Source organism: Bacteroides sp. AF25-38AC, from assembly GCF_003602995.1.
Classification (GTDB): Bacteria; Bacteroidota; Bacteroidia; order Bacteroidales; family Bacteroidaceae; genus Bacteroides; species Bacteroides uniformis.
Genome location: NZ_QTMD01000002.1, coordinates 196382 through 218236, shown reverse-complemented (window position 1 = coordinate 218236; position 21855 = coordinate 196382). Strand labels below are relative to the sequence as shown.

Genomic DNA, 21855 nt, shown 5'->3' with positions numbered 1-21855 from the left:
TAGATTATGAACAGAACACTATCATTAATGTGTATGCTGATTCTTATAACGTTCAGTTTACCATTAAATGCACAGAACGGGAAAGTTACCGGTTGTATAACAGACTCCGATGGTTTACCTGTGATAGGTGCAAGTATTTTAGTTAAAGGTACCACAAACGGTATTATTTCTGATTTGGACGGAAATTATATCTTGGAAAATGTACCAATGGAATCGACATTGATTTATAGCTTCGTAGGATATGATACACAGAATATAGTGTATAAAGGTCAGTCTAAGATAGACGTTCAATTAAAAACATCTGCCATTGCACTCGAGGAAGTTGTAGCAATAGGATATGAGGTTAAGAAAAAAAGTGTTGTAACAGGTGCTATCAGTAGCATCGATTCCGATGATTTATTGCAATCTAAACCAGCAAATGCCGTGAATGCATTGAGCGGTAGGGTTAGTGGTGTGAACGTTGTGACAAATTCCGGTCAGCCAGGAACAGCACCGAAGCTGGTAATTCGTGGTGTTGGTACAAATGGAAACTCTAATCCTCTTTTTGTAATTGACGGACTGCCTATGGACGACATAAACAGTGTAAATCCCAACGACATTGAAAGCATGGAAGTCTTGAAGGATGCAACTTCAGCTGCTATTTATGGTGCCAGAGCCGCTAATGGTGTAGTCCTTATAACCACAAAGAAAGGAAAGAAAGGAAAGACATCGCTTGCTTATGATGGTTACTATGGTTTTTCTACAGTAGCAAAGAAACCAACCATGCTGAATGATGAACAGTACATCATGCTGATGAAAGAGTTTGCCGATAATGATGATATGCCGCTTGCCGGTGGTGTACCTACTGCTCCAACAGGCTATAATACAGACTGGTTTAATGAAATATTGAATACAGCTCCTGTTACTGAGCATAACATTACTGCTAACTTTGGCAGTGATAAGGGTTCAAGCTTGCTTTCATTGAATTATCTAGACCAGAATGGTATTATCGGTGAAGATGCGTCATTTTACAAACGATTCAGCACAAGGCTGAACAGTTCCTATTCTATAAATGATTTCTTAAGTGTAGGTGCAAACGTCAACTATGCATATATAGAGAATAGTGGAGTGGCAACCGGCATCAATGGCTATAATCCGATATCATACGCTTATAATATTGATCCTACTACTCCGGTTTATGATGAGAATAGCAACGATACTTTCGGATATGGAGTCTCTCCTGTACCTTATAGCCGTATGTGGAACCCTATTGCATTTATGGATGAGGCACCTAAGAATAAAAATATTACCCAGCAATTTTTTGGTAATGTTTATGCTGAGATTACTTTTATTAAAGACCTTGTTTTCCGCACAGATTTTGGTATTAATCATCGGAATTTCCGTGGAAGAATGTTTGCACCAAAGTTTTTTCATTCTGCAGAATGTAAAGAAGATAATTCTAGGGTAGAACAAAGTACAAATGCTAATAGTAGTTGGCAGTGGGAGAATACATTGCGATATAAAAAATCTTTTGGTGAACATTCTGCATCTGTCCTGTTAGGTACTTCTGCATCAAGAGATGTTTATGAGTTTATGACCGGAAGACGAAATAAATATCCAAATGAAGCAATGACCAATGAGAATTACTGGTATCTTAATGCTGGTGATGTTATGACATCAGCTAATAGTGGCGGTGCTAATCCTAGACATAGTATGTTCTCATATTTTGCTCGTCTAAGCTATAATTATGCTGAAAAATATATGGCGGAAGTTGTGGTCAGACGCGATGGGTCTTCAAATTTCGGTCCCAATAACAGATATGCTACTTTCCCGGGCGTTTCATTAGGTTGGAATGTTTCAAATGAGAAATTCTGGAAAATTAAGAACTTTGATGTCTTCAAACTTAGATTCTCTTGGGGACAGAACGGAAATGAGCGAATTTCTCCATTCTCCTATACTTCTATTATTGGCAATAATTATAATTACACGTTTGGTAATGCCATCACTGTGGGATCTGCTCCTAATAACCTTGTTATTCCAGACGTGAAATGGGAAACTTCTGAACAATTTAATGTTGGTGCCGATATGACATTCTATAATGGTATGATTAGAGCAAGTTTCGACTGGTTTAAAAAAAGTACTAAGGATTTGTTGTTCCAGCCAACAGTTGAAGCCATTAGAGGTAATAATGCAGCTTTTAGAAACCTTGGTAATATAACAAACCAGGGTGTGGAAATGCAGATGACATTTAATAAAAATTGGAACGAAATCAACTTCTCTATTTCCGCAAATGCCTCATATCTTAAAAATGAGGTTGTAAAGATAGGAAATGCAAATGGATATACTGATGGTGGTAGGTGGAGAACATCTGTTAATGTAACGCGTATGGAGGAAGGTCATGCTATGGGTTATTTCCGCCTTTATAAGAACTTAGGAATATTCCAAAATGAAGAGCAGATACAAAACTATAAATCAAAAGACGGTAAAGTGATACAACCTGATGCCGTTCCGGGTGACTTTATATGGCAAGATACAAATAACGATGGCAAGATTACAGATGAAGATAGAACCGATTGTGGTAATCCTTGGCCAAAATGGACATTCGGTTTGAATTTAGGTGCCGACTGGAGAGGTATTGATATGACAATCTTCTTGACAGGAAAAGCCGGATATAAAGTCTTCTCTGATATTTACCGTCAGGAGGCATACGGACGTAGCAACCTTCCATCATTCTACCTTGACAGATGGCAGAAAGAAGGTGATAATAATGGAGTGCCTCGTCTTTCATCCAAAGACCCTAATGGAAACTTCGGCAAACCATCCGATTTTTATCTTTATGATGGTTCGCATTTAAAGATTTCTTCACTTGAGGTAGGCTATTCATTCCCAACTAAATTAATAAATAAGTTAATGCTGAATAAAGCAAGAATTTATGCAGCAATTGATAATCTTGCCACTTTCACCAGCTATCCGTTTATGGACCCAGAAGTTGGAAATATGGCAGGTGACAACATTCTTAGCACAGGTATTGACTATGGTACTTACCCTCAGGCCCGTACATTCAGATTTGGTTTAAGTCTTAATTTCTAAAAATGAAAATTATGAAGTCGAAAATATATAATAATCTTGCAATACTTATGTTTGCTGTAATTACATCATCATCTTGCAGCGACAGTTTTCTGGATACAGCTCCTATAATGTCAGAAACAGAAAGTTCTTTTTATAGGACCGATGAACAGATGTTCAAAGCGCTTACTGCTTGTTATGATCCGTTAGCTCACATAGGTGGTGGTTCGGGTAATGCACTTGCTTCTATTGTACCTATGGGTGAAATCCGTTCGGATAATGCTCGTACAGGTGGTGGTTCTGATCAGGATCAGCCTTACATGCAGGCTATAGAGGATTATTCAAATACGAGTGTCAATTCTATCTCCGATAATTTGTGGAAAACACGTTACCGTGGTATATATCGATGTAATTTTGTAATAAACTCAGAGTATGACAGTCCGGAAGCTAAAGTTTATAAAGCTGAAGCTAAGTTCTTACGTGCCTGGTATCATTTTGAATTGCTGAGATATTATGGCCCGTGCTTTATCAGTCTTGAGACTCTTTATCCTGAAGGATTCAAGTTTACGAGAGATACTCGCGAAAATGTAAATAAAGCAATAGAGAAAGATCTTCTTGAAGCTATTCCTTCTTTAAAGGATAATTTCCCGGACACAATGAAAGGACGTATTACCAAGACTGCGGCTCAAACCCTGTTGGCCAAGGTCTATCTTTATTGGGCTGACTGGAGTAATGATGATGCTATGATATTTGACAAGGCGAAACCTTTATTGGAGAATGTAATTTCAAGTGGTAATTATACTCTGTCGGATGATTATTCCAAACTTTTTGCTGCTCATCAGGAGAATAACGAGGAATCTATATTTGAAATACAGACCTCTACCAAATCTGGTAATACAAACTGGGGTAATATCGATGCAGGCGAAGGTGCTATGTGGGTGACTTTCTGCGGACCGAGACAGTTGAAAAATAGTCCTGATTATGATAATGGATATGGCTTTTGTCTGCCTACTAAGGAATTGTATGATTATTTCCTTCCGGATGACCATGTGCGTCGTGATGCGGCGATATTTACTTACGATGAACTTGTAACCAAACCTAATGCCAATATTCAGGATGAATCAAAAAAAGTTGTTTGGGAGACAGGCTCTTACGGATCTGATTTCCAGGGATATGCCCAGAAGAAATATCCTCCTTTCAAAAATTACGATATGATAGGAAACCCCAATCTAAACAAGCCTGGAAACGTAAGGGTCATCAGATATGGTGAAGTGTATCTGATGCTTGCCGAAGCATATCTCAGAGGTACTAATCCTGATGAAGCAAAAGCGAAGTATTACATAAATGAACTCAGAAAGAAGCATGTTCATGCAGACGACGGAAGTTATATTGATGTTGACAAGCTAATGCAGATGTATCCTGACAGATTTAAAAGCGTAATTGATGTTCTATGGTATGAGCGTCGTTGTGAACTGGCATGCGAGGGTGACAGATGGTTTGACCTTGTCCGCTCAGGACGTGCCGAGGAGGTCATGATGCCTATTCTTAGAAGAGATTATGGTATCTCTGCATGGAGCAAGAAGTTCAATTATCTTCCTATCGGCTCTATTGAAATAAGCAATTCGGGAAACTCTCTCACAGAGTATCCGGATGAAGCTAATGAGTGATAGAGCGGATCTAAATCTTTATCATCCCTATTATATATAAAGGCAGTCTTTATAATCAGTTTATTGATAATGAAGACTGCCTTATTTATTTCAGATTATGTTATTTCTCTTTTTTATTCCACACCCTTACATAATCTATAAGATATTCAGAATCCATGTTGTTGTCGTCCGGTAGAGCTCCAAACCATTTGTTCGATTCATTGTTGAGGTTGATACGCAATGGCTGGTGCCAGTACTTGTTTTCTATTTCTCTGTACAGTATTCCGTCGATATACAGTCGGATATATTCCTTGCTCCAGTCAAGCCCCCATACGTGAAAGTCTTTCTGCAATTCGAATGGTATGTAGTACTTAGAAGGGAAGTCAATATGTTTCTTTATATCACCCTTATCTGCCGGAGCTTTAAATACATGTACGTTCGAATTCAGGTCATGTCTGTTGACTGGATTGCCGGGACAGTTCTCGCAAATGTCTATTTCTGTCCACCAGTCTCTTTCATTGTTCGACATCCAGAAGCCGAAAACCCATGGCGAGTCGTTTGGTCTCAGTCTTGCTTCGAAATATCCGTAAAGGAAAAGTTCTTTACTTACCAGGAAACCGGCAGTGTGAGTATATCCTTCGGGCAGTGTGCCTGCTTCCGGTTTGTAAGTTCTCATCACACAACAGCCATTCTCAAACGTAGTATTCTCCTTTGCAAAGAAAGTCGGTTGTCTTCCTTTCCATTTCGGGTTGTTCGGGAACCATCTTTCCTCATTCAGTTTCTTTCCTTTGAACTCGTCGGAGGCTTTTTTGTTGAGAACCCATCCGCCTTCGTTCTTCTGGTTGGAAAGAGGGTACTTGTTGTTAAGTCTTTTCGGAGCGTTGCTGAAATCAATGCTGTCCTTGTAGAACTTTTTCGGAATGGTAAGTTCAGTGGTTTCATTACCTGTTTTTGTACTGACTTGAGCTTTCAAGTCTGCTACAGTTGTACACGATACTGCTGCGAGTAAGTAAATTAAATAGTTTTTCATAAATTTGTTTTTACAGTTTGTTATGGTGGCAAATTTACTCTATATATACTTTATTCTTAGGGTGAAATTGTAATGTAATAATAGGTTAAACTTTTTTGTGCAAAGAAATATATTTGTTCGTTATTCAATATTGATTATTGATAATCAGATATTAGAGGGGTAAATTTATTTAATAATAGGGGGGGTAAATATTTTACCCCTTACTATAGTAATTAAATTATTGATTGTAAATCGAACTCAAGTGTATCTTTGCTTACAGAAAAAATTAATGTCATTATTTAATGTAATAAAATTATTATGAATAAGAAATCCATGAAAACAGCTTTAGGAGTGGCGGCATTAAGCCTGTTGGCGTCGTGCAGTTCTACATACGCTCCTAATGTAGATTCTACTGTATCTTTAAAAGGTACAGATGTGTTTAAAGCGGACTCTGCTTCTATTGCGCAAAATTACACTATTCCTGAGTGGTTCAAGGATGCCAAGTTCGGTATCTTTATTCACTGGGGCGTTTATTCGGTTCCTGCATACGGAAGCGAATGGTATTCCCGCTGGATGTACAAGGAGGGTCATCCTATTAATAAGTATCACGTACAGACTTACGGCCCTTTGACGAAATTCGGATATAAGGATTTCATCCCTATGTTCAAGGCTGAAAACTTCAATGCCGACGAGTGGCTAGCAGTGGTAAAATCGTCAGGAGCGCAATACATTGTTCCCGTGGCTGAGCATCACGACGGATTTGCCATGTATAGCAGTACTTTCAATAAATGGAATGCTGTGGATATGGGACCGAAAAGAGATATTATTGGCGAACTGAAGAAGGCTACAGAGAAAGCCGGTCTGCGTTTCGGACTGTCTTCTCACAGATGCGAGAATGCATGGTTCTATGAATATGGAATGGAAACTCCTTCTGATGTTCAGGACACTACAATCACCCTCTATGGCGAAAGACTGCATGAGCCGGAAGGTAAGGGTATGACACCATATTGTGGCAAATACGAAGGCTCTAATGAACGCTCACGCCGTCAGTTCCTTATGCATACATACGAGCTTATTGACAAATACCAGCCTGAACTGATATGGTTCGACTGGACTGTAGGAAAATATCCTTTCCAGCCTACTTTCTATAAATTCATGGCTTATTATTACAACTCGGCTCTCGACTGGAATAAGGAAGTGGTGGTTAACACCAAATTCGGATACGGCGACAATATCCAGGTGTTCGATATAGAAAGAGGTAAGAGCGACAGAATCCGTGAATATCCATGGCAGACTGATACTTCTGTAGGTAAGAAATCGTGGAGCTATTGTGTGGGCGAGGAAAACAAGAGTCCTGACCATATCATCGACGACTTTGTTGATATTGTCAGCAAGAACGGTAACTTATTGCTGAATATAGGTCCTAAGGCCGACGGTACTATTACAGACGAACAGAAGAACGTACTTGCCGAGATAGGTAAATGGTTGAAGACTAACGGTGAGGCTATTTATGGCTCACGACCATGGGTGATTGCTTCCGAAGGACATAACGCAGGCACCGCAGGCTATATGACAGACAATACAAAAACTGAATATACAGCGGACGACATTCGCTTTACTACACGCGACAATAACCTCTATGCCGTGTCTCTGGCTTGGACAGATGGTAGTGTTACTATCAAGTCATTGGCTACTAAGTATTGCCGGAACGTAGAAATTGAGTCGGTTGAAATGCTTGGAAGCTCAGAGAAGATTGACTATAAGATGACTGACGAGGGTCTTGTAGTAAACTTCCCTAAGAACAAACCTACTGAATATGCACATGTGTTCAAGATTAAGCTTAAAGGGGTGGTGGTTTCCAAACCGCTATACGATAAGGTTGATAACGGATGCCTTATCACTGTACGTGTGGCAAACCATAATGCCGAGGATGCAAATGTCACTCTTAAAAGTGTAGTCGACGGTAATGAGGTTTCAACTCAGGTCGCTGTCAAGGCTAAATCAGAACAATGGGTTAAAATGCAGAATAAGGACGTAAAATCATTCGATGATATGTCTTGCAAGTTCTATTTCAATGATAATCTGACTTATGAAAACGAATTTAAAAAATAATATAATGAAGGGAATGGCTGTTATGCCATTCCTGTCTGTATGTGTTGGTGTCGCAGCACAGCAGAAACAGATGAATGTCATCTACATCATGTCGGACGACCATACTTCGCAGGCTATCGGCGCATACGGAAGTCGTCTTGCAGTACTGAACCCTACTCCTACAATTGATGAACTGGCAAGGGACGGTATGCTCTTCGAGAACTGTTTCTGTACAAACTCCATCAGTACCCCAAGCCGTGCATGTATCATGACCGGACAGTATTCCCATCGTAACAAGGTGCTCACTTTGGATGAAGTGCTTCAGCCGGACCAGGAATATCTGGTTGATGAGTTCCATAATATGGGATATCAGACTGCCATGATCGGTAAATGGCATTTGGGATGCGAACCGTCGCACTTCGACTATTATTCTGTATTCAACGGTCATGGCGGACAGGGCGAATACTTCGACCCTACTTTCCTTACAAGTGACGTAACTGACAAGAAATGGCCTAATAACCAGATAAAGAAAATGGGTTACTCCTCGGATATCGTGACCAACCTTGCTATTGACTGGTTGAAGAACAGACGCGACAAGTCCAAACCTTTCTTCATGATGCATCATTACAAGGCACCGCACGATATGTTCGAGTACGCACCGCGCTATGAATATTATCTTGACGATGTGGAAGTGCCTGTTCCATTGTCATTGTTCGATACAGACAAATGGGGCTCCGAAGGCACAAGAGGCAAGAACGATTCACTTCGTCACTTCATCGGAACTTCTGTCTCAAGCCGTCATGAAATCCGCAATTATGTAATGGAATATAAGTGCAATACAGGTGATGAAATGGAGAATACATACCTTGCCTACCAGCATTACCTGAAATCGTATCTGCGTTGCGTAAAGGGTGTGGATGACAACCTGAAACGTCTTTTCGACTATCTCAAGAAGGAAGGACTCTGGGAAAATACCATTATCGTATATACAGGCGACCAGGGTATGATACTTGGCGAACACGACCTGCAGGACAAGAGATGGATGTATGAAGAATCTCAGAGAATGCCTTTCATAGTCCGCGACCCGAGATGTCCTTACAAGGGAGCCAAGTCGGACCTGATGATTAACAACATTGATTTTGCTCCAACTCTTATAGAGATGGTCGGTGGCAAAGAACCTTCATACATGGATGGAAAGAGCTTTGCCTCTGTGTTCGAAGGCAAAAAGCCAGAAAACTGGAAGGATGCTGTTTACTACAGATACTGGATGCACATGATTCATCACGACGTTCCGGCACACATAGGTATCCGCACGGAAAACTATAAGCTGATACTTTTCTATGGCCGTCATTACGACGACAAACGTTACGGACAGAAATCAATGTCATGGTTGAAGAACAGCCACAAGATTGTTCCTACTCCGGTTTCTTTCGAACTCTACGATGTGAAGAACGACCCTTACGAAATGGTAAACCTGGCTGATAATCCTAAATACGCCAAAGTTCTTAAGGACATGAAAAAGAAACTGCGTGAGTTGAGAAAACAGGTGGGTGATACAGATGAGGCTTATCCTGAACTCAAGAAAGTGATTGATGAGGCTTTAAGATAGTAAGTTGACTGACTGATAATATTTATGGACAATAATTTTGTTTTTGGTTATAATATTCCGACGAAGATTCTCTTCGGATGTGGCGAACTTAAACGTCTTTCAACAGAGACATTGCCCGGCAAAAAGGCTTTGATAGTCATTTCATCCGGAACATCAATGCGTAAATATGGTTATCTGGATAAGGTGATTGGTCTGCTGAAAGAAAATAATGTTGATGCCGTGGTGTACGACAAGATATTGCCTAACCCAATAAAAGACCATGTAATGGAAGGTGCGGCAATCTGTCGTGAGGAAAATTGCGATATGATTATAGGTTTGGGAGGCGGAAGTTCGATAGATACAGCCAAATCCATTGCAATCATGGCATGTAATGATGGCGATTATTGGGAATATGTTGAAGGAGGTACCGGCAAGGGGCTTCCTTACAGCAAAGCATTGCCCATCATAGCCATTCCTACAACAGCCGGAACCGGAACCGAGGCTGACCCATGGACTGTCATAACCAATCTGGAAACAAACGAAAAGATAGGTATCGGCTCCACTTTAACTTTCCCATGTCTGTCGATAATCGACCCGGAACTGATGGTTTCAGTTCCGCCACATCTGACTGCCTATCAGGGATTCGACGCATTCTTTCATGCAGCCGAAGGCTATATTGCCAATTGTGCAACCCCAATAAGTGATATTTTCGCTCTTGAGGCCATCAGACTGCTGTATAAATATTTACCTGTTGCGGTGAAGGATGGAAATAACCTGAAAGCGAGGGCAAAGGTGGCTTGGGCAAGTACGCTGGCGGGAATGGTTGAATCCACATCCAGTTGTACTTCCGAACATTCTCTCGAGCACGCTCTCAGCGCATACTATCCCGCTCTTCCTCATGGTGCTGGCCTGATAGCTATAAGCGAGGCCTATTTCTCTACTTTTATTTATGACAGGACAAAGAGATATATGCGCATGGCAGATGTTATGACCGGACGCAAGAACCTTAATCCCGAACATTTTATAGATGCTTTGGTGAGAATGCAGAAGGAATGCAATGTCCGCGATTTGAAGCTTAGCGACTGGGGAATAGTAAAGGAAGATTTCCCTAAGATGATTGATAATGCGCGAACTGCCATGGGTGCATTGTTCAGTCTGGACCCTCATGAACTGTCGGATACCGAAATACTCGACATATATATAAAGTCATACAGATAAGTCTTTTTAAGAACAATCCCAATACAGTCTGTTACTGTAATTTCTTTCGGGCATCGTATCTATTATTGAGTGTAATGGTACGATGCTTTTTTGTTTTATACTATGAAATGAAGTTAAAGATTTATTTTTTTTCTTGATTGATTTTGATACGCATTCTAAAGTGGAAAATATCTATAATTATCTATTAACTACTATAAATACTTGATGTTTTAGATAAAATCAATAACTTTGTAATCTTGATGAAATATAAAGAATAATAGTTATATGTTTAGATTAATCTTAAGTTTAATATCAGTTCTGATTATAGTTTGCAAATCCTTTGCATCCAATGAGTTTGTCACAAGAAAGTACACTACTCTTGATGGACTTTCCCAAAATGACGTGCAATGTATTTATCAAGACTCTAAGGGTTTTATATGGTTGGCTACAAACGACGGTCTGAACAGGTTCGATGGGTATGAATTTAAGGTCTATGGATACCAGTCAAATGGTCTTACCAGTAATCTGATAGTATGTATTGATGAAGATTCTCATGGAAATCTGTGGATAGGTACTGCTGATAGAGGGGTATTCTTGTTTAATTCCGTAAAGAATGAATTCATTTCATTAAATATTGGTCATATAGGCATTGATAAGAATTTCACCTGCGACAAAATTCTGGTTGATTCGAAAGACAGGGTGTGGTTTCATTCCTCTGATGAAAGTATATACCTTGTAAATTACGATTTTTCCAATGGAAAAATAAATACTGTCTTAAAATCAACAATTAAATTACCATATATATCCGACATCATAGAAATTGATAATACAATAATGCTCTCGTCTGAAGACGGTCTGTACGAATGTAGCGTCCATAGAGAAAGATTACAGCTTAATAAACTGTTGGATAGTCCTATAGCTGCAGCTATAGTTATCTCGTCTTCTCAAATATTGTACTCTAATCTGGAGAATCATCAATTATGTTTATACGACAAGCATACTTGCAAGGTAAGCACCTTGTTGGAAAACTGCAATATTCGAAAAATGGTTTATAAAAATAAAAGATTATTTTATGCCACTACAAGTACTGTAAGTGTGTTGCCTTTTGATGTTTTACATGCTATCGAATCAAAGCCGCAGGTTATTGCTACCTATTCTTACAGCTATCCACAAACTATTGTTCTTGATAAAAATGATATTCTTTGGATAGGTTTTTTCAAGAGTGGCTTTATGAGCATACGCGAAAACAATAAACCAATAGAATTATTCAGGGAAATAGGAAATGACCATGTATCCTCCATTTATACATTTGCCAAATCCGATATTTATTTAGGCACAGAAGGCTCTGGACTATATCATTTTAATTCTATTACTGGAAATGCCAGACTTATTCCTTTCACAGCAAACAGGATAGTATACTCTACTACATACTCAAACTTTACCGACCGCATGTATGTGTCTCTGATGTACGATGGTATTTATAGTTTTACTTCAGATAATGATTATAAAAAGATTTCAGGCTTGAGGAATGTGCGCACAATGCTTGCCGATGGAAAATATTTGTGGGTTGGTACATATAATAAAGGTTTATTTAGATATGATTTGTCTACAGGTGTGATGAAGGAAATTAAAACATCGGAAAATAAAGAGCTAAAGATAGTAAGAAATGTCGTGAAAGATCATAAGGGGAATTTATGGGTAGCCTCCAGTTATGGCCTTAAAGTATTGAAATCTGCAGATTTGTATCTTGATAATCCTGTTTTGAATTCAGTGAAGGGGCTTGATGAACTAGATTATATAGTACCTATTTGTGAAGACCTGAATCATAATATATGGTATGGAACACTTGGGCTCGGATTAAAGAAAATCGTGGACTTGGATGACAGTCTGAATGTGCGTATTGAAGATTTCAGTACTGCAAACGGATTGAATAGTAATACCATAAAATCCATTGTTAATGGAACGGATGGAACATTATGGATTTCTACTAATAAGGGAATAAATTCGTTGAATATAAACACACAGAAAATAAAATCTTATGATATTTACGATGGTCTTCAGGACTATGAGTTTATGGAACTCTCGGCTGGAGTAATGACAGATGGAACAATGATATTCGGTGGTGTTAACGGAATAAACGTCTTTAGACCGAACGACTTCGATGTGATGGATTTCAATGGCTGTCCTACACTCGTTGATTTTAAAATCTTCAATCACAGCGTTGAGGCCGATTCTATATATTCCGTATATTTTGATAAAAGTGTATGTTTTGCAGAATATATAGAATTGCCTTATAATTTAAACACTTTCTCATTCCAGTTCAGCTCCCTGGATTACAGAAGTCCATATAAGGTTGTTTACGAATATATGCTTGAAGGTGTAGATAATTCGTGGATTTCCACTTCCGCTTTTCATCGTGAGGCTTTCTACACTAAGCTTTCTTCTGGAGAATATATGTTCAGACTGAGAGTCAGGAATACCGATGGAGTTTACAGTTCAAATGAACTTTCCATACCTGTCATTATTACCCCTCCTTTCTGGCGTACATGGTATGCTTATACATTTTATTTGATGTTGCTTGCATTATCCTTGTACCAGTTCAAGAGGTATTATACTTCAAGAGCGCAGCGTAGAAATGCAGTATATATAGCAAACATGGAAAAACGTAAGACTGAAGAATTGCTCGAGAAAGAAACAACATTCTTTACCAATATCTCGCATGAATTGAGGACTCCACTCACATTGATTCATTCGCCACTGAGTATGATTATAGAATCGGGCAAGTATTCGTCCGATAAGTATCTTGTCGGCATGCTGCAGACAATGGAGCATAACAGTAAGTTTTTGTTAAGACTTGTTAACCAGCTGATGAATTTCTCCAAGAGCGAGAAAGGAATGCTTAGTCTGAATCTCAGATATGGCAACTTCTCGTCTTTCTCAAAAGAGGTATTTCAGCAGTTCACGTATTGGTCAAAACAGAAAGGTGTTGGGCTGGAATATTCTGTTTCACGCAGTGATATAAGTTTTCTGTTCGACTCCCATCTTATGGAACAGATAATTTATAATTTGGTGTCGAATGCCATAAAGCATACACCTGCCGGAGGATTTGTATCGTTTACAGTTAATGAACAGGATAATAAAATAAACATCGCTATAGCAGATTCAGGAAATGGTATATCTGAGGATTTGAAAACTCATCTTTTTGAACGTTTCTATAGTCAGAATAAAAATTCAGCAGAGGGAGGTACTGGTATAGGTTTGTTTCTAACCAAACGACTTGTAGAAATACATAATGGAAATATCTCATTTGTATCAGAGGAAGGCAAAGGTACCGTTTTTCATGTACAGATTCCTATGATAACAGAGAGAGAAATGATGACAGAGAATCTTTTTTCTAATAATAGGAATGATGAAGAGTTTATTGATGTACTGAGTAGTAAATCAAGTGAATCCGAAGATATAGAAGACACAGAAGTAAAAGGAGAGTCACCTGTTGTGTTGATTGTTGATGACAATAAAGATATATGTAATATGTTATCATTACTGTTGTCAGATAAATATAAAATAATGATTGCTTATGATGGAGAAATGGCATGGAACATGATTCCCGATATGCAGCCAGATCTTGTTTTGTCTGATATAATGATGCCCGGCATGAATGGTCTGGAACTGTGTGAGAGAATCAAGCAGGATGTAAGGACATCTCATATCCCTGTAGTCTTGCTTTCAGCCAAGACTACATTGCAGGATTATCTCATCGGATATAAATTCCATGCCGATGCTTATTGTCCTAAACCTTTTGATAATCAGATAATGAAAGAGTTGCTGAATTCTATCATAACAAATAGGAAGCGGATTCTTCAACACAAAAAAGTCTCGACAATAAAGATTTCTGAGGTAACCACTACATCTACTGATGATAAGTTCCTAGAAAAACTTGTAAAGATAATAGAGGACAACATTGCGGATTCGTCTTTTCAGATAGAAGATATTTGTAAAGGACTTGGTGTTACGGCTTTAGTCCTGAACAAAAAGCTTAAAACACTTATGGGAGTAACAGCTAATGCTTTTGTCCGCTCCATAAGGATGAAAAGAGCGGCAGAACTATTGAAGACCGGAAGATATTCAGTTTCTGAAGTAACATACGATGTTGGATTCAATGATCTGAAGTATTTTAGAGAATGTTTCAAGAAAGAATTTGGTGTATTGCCACAACAATATAAAGAGCAGAATACTCAGACGGATTTGGATTCTTAATATAAGTGGGGGTAAAATTTTACCCCCTTTTTAAATATATAATTCTCCCCTTCGGTCCCGTTTTAAATAAATAATTTAGCGGCAGTTATAAAAGAAATTTCATAACCTATTGCTAAATTAAATTTTTTACAAATGAGAAATCAGGAAAAAAGGTACCATAGCAGGTACATGTTGTTCGTGATGCTTATCTTCTATACATTATCTATGTATTCACAGAAGATAACAGTCAAAGGAAAAGTGATTGATGCCGCCAATAATCTCGAAGTTATAGGTGCAGCAGTTCAGGTTGAAGGAAATTCTCTCGGTACTATTACCGATATTGATGGTAATTTCGTTCTGCAGGGGGTACCGGAAAAAGGAAACTTGGTGTTCAGTTTTGTTGGTTATAAAACTGTAAAGGCTGCAATCAAGAATGGAAAATTCTATAACATTAAACTTCAGGAAGACACAAAAGTGTTGGACGAAGTGGTTGTTGTAGGTTATGGCTCAATGCGTAAAAAAGAAGTTACAGGTGCAGTAGCACGTGTAAATTCTGAAGAAATTACAAAGATCAGTACATCAGATTTGGGAACCGCATTGCAAGGCATGGTGGCTGGAGTCAATGTTCAAGCTAGTTCTGGTGAACCTGGAGCGAAATCTAATATACAGATTCGTGGTATTAGTTCAATTTCAGGTTCTAGTGCTCCTCTTTATGTCGTTGATGGTGTTCCCTTTGAAGGTGACCCTGGTTTGAGTAATAATGAAATTGCTAGTATTGATATTCTTAAGGATGCTGCTTCTGCTGCTATTTACGGAACACGTGGTGCTTCAGGTGTTATACTAATTACAACCAAGAAGGGTAAGGAGGGTGAAATGAAAGTTGCTCTTGATGGATATTATGGTTTTCAACATATAACATCAAAAGTTCATCTTCTAGATGCTAATGAAGAAACTTTTGTAACTGTCATGGCTAACCGTATGGCTGAAACTAAGAATACAGATGATTTGGCTTGGTCAAGTTTGAAAAATTATCCTGTTAATTTCTTTAATAATACTCGGCTTTATGATTGTATAATAAATAATAACGCACCAATACAAAATTATTCAGCCAATTTTAGTGGTGGACAGAAAAATCTGACTTATAATATGACTGTTAACTATTTTGATCAGGAAGGTGTATTAATCAATTCAGACTATAAACGTTATAATATCCGTTCTAATACAAATTTTAAAAGAGGAAAATGGAATATTAATGCAAATCTTGCAATGCAAATAGAAGACCAGCTTTCTCCTGCTTGGGCTTTATTAAATGATGCATACGACTATTCTCCTTTACGTTCTCCAGTTGATCCTAATCTAGATATATTCAATACAGCAGGTGATCCAGGTGAAATTCAAGGTATAAGTTATACTTTAGGTCGATTAAAAGAAAGAAATGATAAAAATACAGAGTCATTTAATGGGAATTTTTATATTGCTTACGGTATATTACCTGGATTGAGTGTTTCTACACGTTTGAGTTTCGGTTATCTTAACCAGAAGATGGTTATGACACGTCCTGAGTTTGAAGTGTATAACCAAGATGGCGAAAGAGTCGTTAGTTCAAACTATCGATCGCAGATAAAAGATACCCATTCTAAGAATACTAGTATGACTTGGGAATCTATGGTAAACTATAATAGGAAAATCAAGAAACATGATTTTAAGTTTACTGGTGTTTTCAGTATGGAAAAATATACATACGAGATGTTTTTTGCAAGTATAATGGACTTATATACAAATGAAATACCAAATCTGAATGCAGGCTCGTCTGATATGTCTGTAGGAACTGGTGATGGTCAATGGGGGCAGGATAGAACAAGCACACTTATTGGTATATTGGCCCGTCTACAGTATTCTTATGCTGATAAATACATGGTTAGTGTTAGTGTTCGTCGAGATGGATCTTCAAAGTTCTCTAAAGAAAACCGTTGGGGTATGTTCCCTTCATTATCTTTAGGATGGAATATTTCTGAAGAACGATTTTGGGATAGACTAAGATGGATGGTTAATTCTTTTAAATTAAGATTAAGTTATGGTACAACAGGTAATCAGAATTTTGCTGATTATTCTTATGCTCCAGCTATCTATAAAAATTATGATTATGCTTTTGGAACAGGAGCTAAAGAAACTTTAGTAAATGGTCTTACTCAGTTGGGTTTTGCAAATCCGAATGTGAAATGGGAGACAACGCAGCAGCTCAATGCTGGTATTGATTTGGCTTTCATGAACAATAAGTTAATTTTGGGTCTTGATGTCTATAAAAGTAATAAAAAGAATATGCTATTTCCGATGGTTGTGCCTCCTTCTAGTGGTGGAGGACAGAATTCCACTGTTACATTGAATGCCGGTAATATGGAGAATAAGGGAGTTGAACTATCACTCACTCATAGAAATAAAATTCATGGGGTAAATTATAGCTTGACAGGAACATTTACAAAGAATAAGAATGAGATAACCTCAATGGCCGGTAAGAACTCTCTTTATTTCTTCTCAGAAGGAAAACCTATTTATAGTGGAAGTGATTATGTTACTGCTATAAAGGAAGGATATGAGGCTGGTGCTTTCTTTGTTATGCCTACAAACGGAGTTATAAATACGGAACAAAAACTTGCAGAGTATCAGAAACTTGTATCAAGTGCTCGTATGGGAGATCTTATGTATGTAGATACAAATAAAGATGGCATTCTTAATGATGATGATAGGGTTTATGCAGGAAGTGGTATGCCTGATTTTGAACTTGGATTGAATTTTGCAGCAGATTATAAGGGATTTGACTTTTCTATGAACTGGTATGCTTCTGTAGGAAATGATATTATCAATGCTACTAAGATATATTCTTATCAGAAGAAGACGAGTAAAGATCTTATATATATGTGGACTCCTACAAATAATACTTCAACAATACCTTCTTATCGTAATGAACAACATAACAATTATCGTGCTCATACAGATATGTGGGTTGAGGATGGTTCTTTTGTGAGGTTGAAAAATATTATGTTAGGTTATTCTTTACCAAAGAAAGTCGTTTCAAAACTTAGGCTTGGTAAATGCCGTTTTTATATTGCAGCAGATAACCTTCTTACATTGACCAAGTATGACGGTTATGATCCTGAAGTTGGTAGTAATGGTTTGTCAAGACGTGGTCTTGACTTTGGAACATATCCTATCAGTATACAAATGCGAGGAGGATTCCAACTTAATTTCTAATCTATTAAAATAAAAAAATATGAACTTAAAATATAAGATATTAACTTTTAGTTTATTGATGTCTGGCCTTGGATTTACATCTTGTGATGATTTCTTAACTCAGGAAAATGAGCATCAATTAACTACTCAGAAATTCTACAAAGACTTAGGAGATTGTGAAAATGGGTTGGCAGCCATTTATAATGCTTTTAAAAACACAAATATTTATCAACCAATGGATGAAAATCTGAGAAGTGATTTAGCGGTTGAAGCAAATAAAAACAGAATTAATCTTGTAAATGCTGCTTATCTTCAAAATTTTAATGATTCATACCAAACTTTGAGAAATAAATGGGCTGCTCTTTACACTGGTGTTTTCCGTTGTAATCAAGTTATAGAAGGAGTAGAAAAGGTACGAACTATTCTGACAGATGAAGTTCAATTGGTAAAACTCACTCAGATTGAGGCTCAGGCATATTTCTTCCGTGGTGTATTCTTTTTTTATCTTAATACATCTTTCAATAATGGAAATGTACCATATATTGATTATGTACCTGAAGAAGAAGATGACTATTATAAAAAGTGTACTCCAAGTGATGAAGTGAAGAAATATTATAGAGCAGATTTGCAGAAAGCGCTAGATTTAGGACTAAATGGTGAGTGGAAGGAGGCCGATAAAGGACGTGCTACTTCTTGGGCAGCAAAAGCTGTACTTGGTAAAAGTTATTTGTATGACGGTGACTACGATAAGGCTGCAGAGTATTTTTCTGATATAATTAATAACGGTCCGTTCACTCTTGTTGATAATATTATGGATAATTTTACCGCCGTTAATGAATTTAACTCAGAGTCTATTTTGGAAGTTTCATATTCAACTCAGTATAATACACAGTATGGACCTTGGTCGGATGCTACATTGTACAATATATGGGGCATGAATGTTTGTGGTTCAAGCACATCTTGGATTAATACATCTCCTTCTTTGTGGCTAGTAGAAAAATTCGAAAATGAAGCTGTTGATGAAAATGACCCTCGCAACTGGATTGAAGTGGAATCTGATAATTATCCTCTAACAGCTCCAAACAATCAGAAGGATATTATATATGATCAGTTAGGTCAAACTTTTAATTCTGTGATAGAAAGAAACGGGAAAAAATATAATAAAACCTATGTCTATCATTATGAAAATGGTAAGTATGTAGGTGTGCGTCAGCGTTTGATTCCTGTTGATGGAATTGGAAATGTTGATTACGGAAAACTTTCAGATATATATTCTGAACCAGAACATGAAAGAAAATTTAAATGGGAGAATGGTAAACCGTATCGTTTGAGAGCATATTCTTTAAGAGCATCTGCTTCATTGGCTATTAATGGAGATGAAGATTTAAGCTATTATGAAAAGACCACCCAACAGGTAGGTAAGTTCAATAATGGAATTACTGCTTATTTCAGAAAACTTACAAACTGGGATTCACGAAAAGACGAGGCAGATTTTAAGCCTGCTATGGCTTCGGGTATAAATTATCGTCTGATTCGTTTGGCTGATATCTATTTGATGTATGCAGAATGTCTTATCAAAGGTGGTACATCTGAATCTAATCTTCAAAATGCTATTAACTTTATTAATAGGGTAAGAAAACGTTCTGGTATTATTCTTATTGGTAAGCAAAACCTTGGTGAATATCCTGAAGCTACTTATGATGATAGAGACTTGAATTCTAATGATGTTATGCAGCATTTAATGTATATTGAAAGACCTATGGAACTTTGTATGGAAGGGCATGCCATTCGAGTTATTGATTTACGTCGATGGAATGTTACAAAAGAACGCTTCACCTGGCTTTCAAAACAGAAATATCTTATAGGTAGAGGGACTTTCTTGGCTCCTACTAAGGAAGACCCTAATAGTCTGTATGTTGGTCAAAATTGGGGTAAACAGCGTCCTTATAGAGCTGACGATCCTGATACATATCTTAAACCAGTATCTGATTATATTCAAGCATCAATGAACTATGGACCAAGTGTTGCATATTGGCCTATACCTAACATAGAATCAACTTCTAATCCTGACATTAATAACTAGATATGATGAAAAATAAATTTTTATATATAGTTTTGGTGATTACATCAATTATTTCCTCCTGTAAGGAAGATGATTTTGAACCATTGAATGATGTGGCAGAATGTACTTGGCATATGAGTACTGAAGCTGAGAATATATCTCCGATTCAACTTAATCTTAAAGAGTATATTAGTATAATGGATTTGTCTCAAGGTAATTTATCACATGAATGGACTGTTTCTGATGATGGAACTAAATTCCTTAGTGGTAAGATGCAATGGGGTCAGAAAGAATATGATAATCTGGTAGATGAATCTATTCCTCATGTAAATAATGAAAAGACAATTCATGTATATTTTACAAAGGCTGGTGATCATACAATTAGATTGCGTAATACATTCTCTAAACAGGTTGTATATCCTTACTCAGAATGGAGTGCTGAGCTTCAGACTTATGTGAAGAAATATACTTATGCAAGAAAGGAAGGCGATGTCTATGTAATGGACACTACATTTCATGTGCGTGTATATGATCTGAATCTGGTTCCTGCTATTAGAATGTATAGTGACCCTGAATGTACTCAGGAGATTAAAATGGGACAGATTGGAGGCACTGAAGAGGCTCCTGAGTATGAGACGTATGAACTTGAATACGGAAAGAGTCTTTATGTAAAAGATGACTCTTATGGATTGCCAAATTATTGGAAACTTGTATGTTATGCTGCCGGTTTTGAGCAGGAGTTTACAGACTTTCCCGATGTTTATGAGCTTAAACTTAAAAAGTTTTCTGATAAACCTCTCAATCTTAACTTGACGGTTGAGAGAAAAAGCGATCCTAATAATAAATATCAGCCAACAGCTATGGCTAAATCTGTTGTGGTTCCTCTTAACATTAAGGTAGTTCCTACACAAGACCCTGTTTCTTACAAAATCCGTCAGATAGACCAGTGGAATATTGCTATTGACCTTGAAAACTCAGAGTTCGGTTATAAGCCTATTGACGTAAGTGCTTTAACTTTAAATTATCGGAATAACTATAATGGGAATAATAATTCAGGTACAATTGCAATAAATAAAGCAGAGGTTAATAATACTCATCGTTATGAGTTAAAATTGACATTGGGTGAAAAAATTTATAATACTGATGATTTGATTCTTACAGGTACTTTAAGAAAAGCTTTATATGGAGATGCAGACTTGACAATTTCTTCTTCAGAACCTAATGTTGTTACAACATATGCTTCATTCTTGGATGATGGTTTTGAGTATCCTTCTACTTATGAAGACTGGAAGGTGGTTAAAGCAGATGTATTGCCGGCTCAATATCAGCCATCATCTGTAGTTGATAATCCATTACAAAATGCGGTTAATTCAAGTGCTAAATGTTTACGTGTAGATGCTGTAGAATTCAGTAGAGCTCTGATTTCTAAGCCATTTAAGGGTGGTAAAGGTACTTATACAATTAAATATAAGTATTATGTTCCAGGTGAAGTAAGATCAGGTTTGACAGCGTGGTTTGTTCCTTCCGATAAACCAGGGCAACAGGATCCTTCATGGCTTGAGACTCCTACAAACAAGCTGCCGTGGGAAACATTACAGTCTGGAATATGGAAAGAAGTTACAGGTATTATTACTTCTAAGGCAGAAATGGAAAGTGTAATTCTAAGTTTACGGTTCAATTATTTCTTTGGAGAAATTTATTTTGATGATATATTCTTCGGATATATTGAAGTTAGACCATAAAAATATTAATT

At 37.5% G+C, this 21855-nt stretch carries 10 protein-coding genes; 9 read left to right on the top strand and 1 reads right to left on the bottom strand.

Translation table 11 applies throughout. The annotated features are described in order from the left end of the window. Nucleotides 1-6: 6 nt before the first annotated feature. Together DWY55_RS02420 and DWY55_RS02415 are read left to right on the top strand one after the other, a co-directional pair. Nucleotides 7-3069, top strand: coding sequence for a SusC/RagA family TonB-linked outer membrane protein (locus DWY55_RS02420; RefSeq protein WP_117878736.1), 3063 nt, complete (start codon nt 7-9; stop codon nt 3067-3069). 11 nt (nt 3070-3080) lie between these two features. Next, a complete protein-coding gene (locus DWY55_RS02415) occupies nt 3081-4712 on the top strand; it encodes a RagB/SusD family nutrient uptake outer membrane protein (protein ID WP_165354945.1) in 1632 nt (543 codons plus the stop codon). A gap of 100 nt (nt 4713-4812) precedes the next feature. On the opposite strand, the gene DWY55_RS02410 is transcribed toward DWY55_RS02415, so the two are convergent. Continuing rightward, nucleotides 4813-5721, bottom strand: a complete 909-nt coding sequence (locus tag DWY55_RS02410; protein WP_118086594.1) for a family 16 glycosylhydrolase — start codon at nt 5719-5721, stop codon at nt 4813-4815. Nucleotides 5722-6033: 312 nt separating this feature from the next. Between DWY55_RS02410 and DWY55_RS02405 the strand changes: the two genes are divergently transcribed. The 7 genes from DWY55_RS02405 to DWY55_RS02375 all read left to right on the top strand — a co-directional run bounded on the left by DWY55_RS02405 (nt 6034) and on the right by DWY55_RS02375 (nt 21844). Next, on the top strand, nt 6034-7812 hold the full coding sequence (locus tag DWY55_RS02405) for an alpha-L-fucosidase (protein ID WP_025018832.1): 1779 nt from the start codon (nt 6034-6036) through the stop codon (nt 7810-7812). Continuing rightward, nucleotides 7790-9400, top strand: coding sequence for a sulfatase (locus tag DWY55_RS02400; RefSeq protein ID WP_118086593.1), 1611 nt, complete (start codon nt 7790-7792; stop codon nt 9398-9400). The genes DWY55_RS02405 and DWY55_RS02400 overlap by 23 nt, the downstream gene beginning before the upstream one ends. 24 nt (nt 9401-9424) lie before the next feature. After that, a complete protein-coding gene (locus DWY55_RS02395; RefSeq protein WP_118086592.1) occupies nt 9425-10597 on the top strand; it encodes an iron-containing alcohol dehydrogenase in 1173 nt (390 codons plus the stop codon). Nucleotides 10598-10861: 264 nt separating this feature from the next. Continuing rightward, nucleotides 10862-14833, top strand: a complete 3972-nt coding sequence (locus DWY55_RS02390; RefSeq protein ID WP_118086591.1) for an ATP-binding protein — start codon at nt 10862-10864, stop codon at nt 14831-14833. A 132-nt stretch (nt 14834-14965) separates the two neighbouring features. Continuing rightward, on the top strand, nt 14966-18061 hold the full coding sequence (locus tag DWY55_RS02385; protein WP_117902189.1) for a SusC/RagA family TonB-linked outer membrane protein: 3096 nt from the start codon (nt 14966-14968) through the stop codon (nt 18059-18061). A gap of 19 nt (nt 18062-18080) precedes the next feature. Next, nucleotides 18081-20123 (top strand): RagB/SusD family nutrient uptake outer membrane protein, encoded by a 2043-nt coding sequence (locus DWY55_RS02380; RefSeq protein ID WP_117902190.1) that lies wholly within the window; start codon nt 18081-18083, stop codon nt 20121-20123. Nucleotides 20124-20125: 2 nt separating this feature from the next. Further along, nucleotides 20126-21844 (top strand): hypothetical protein, encoded by a 1719-nt coding sequence (locus tag DWY55_RS02375; RefSeq protein WP_118086590.1) that lies wholly within the window; start codon nt 20126-20128, stop codon nt 21842-21844. Nucleotides 21845-21855 lie beyond the last annotated feature (11 nt).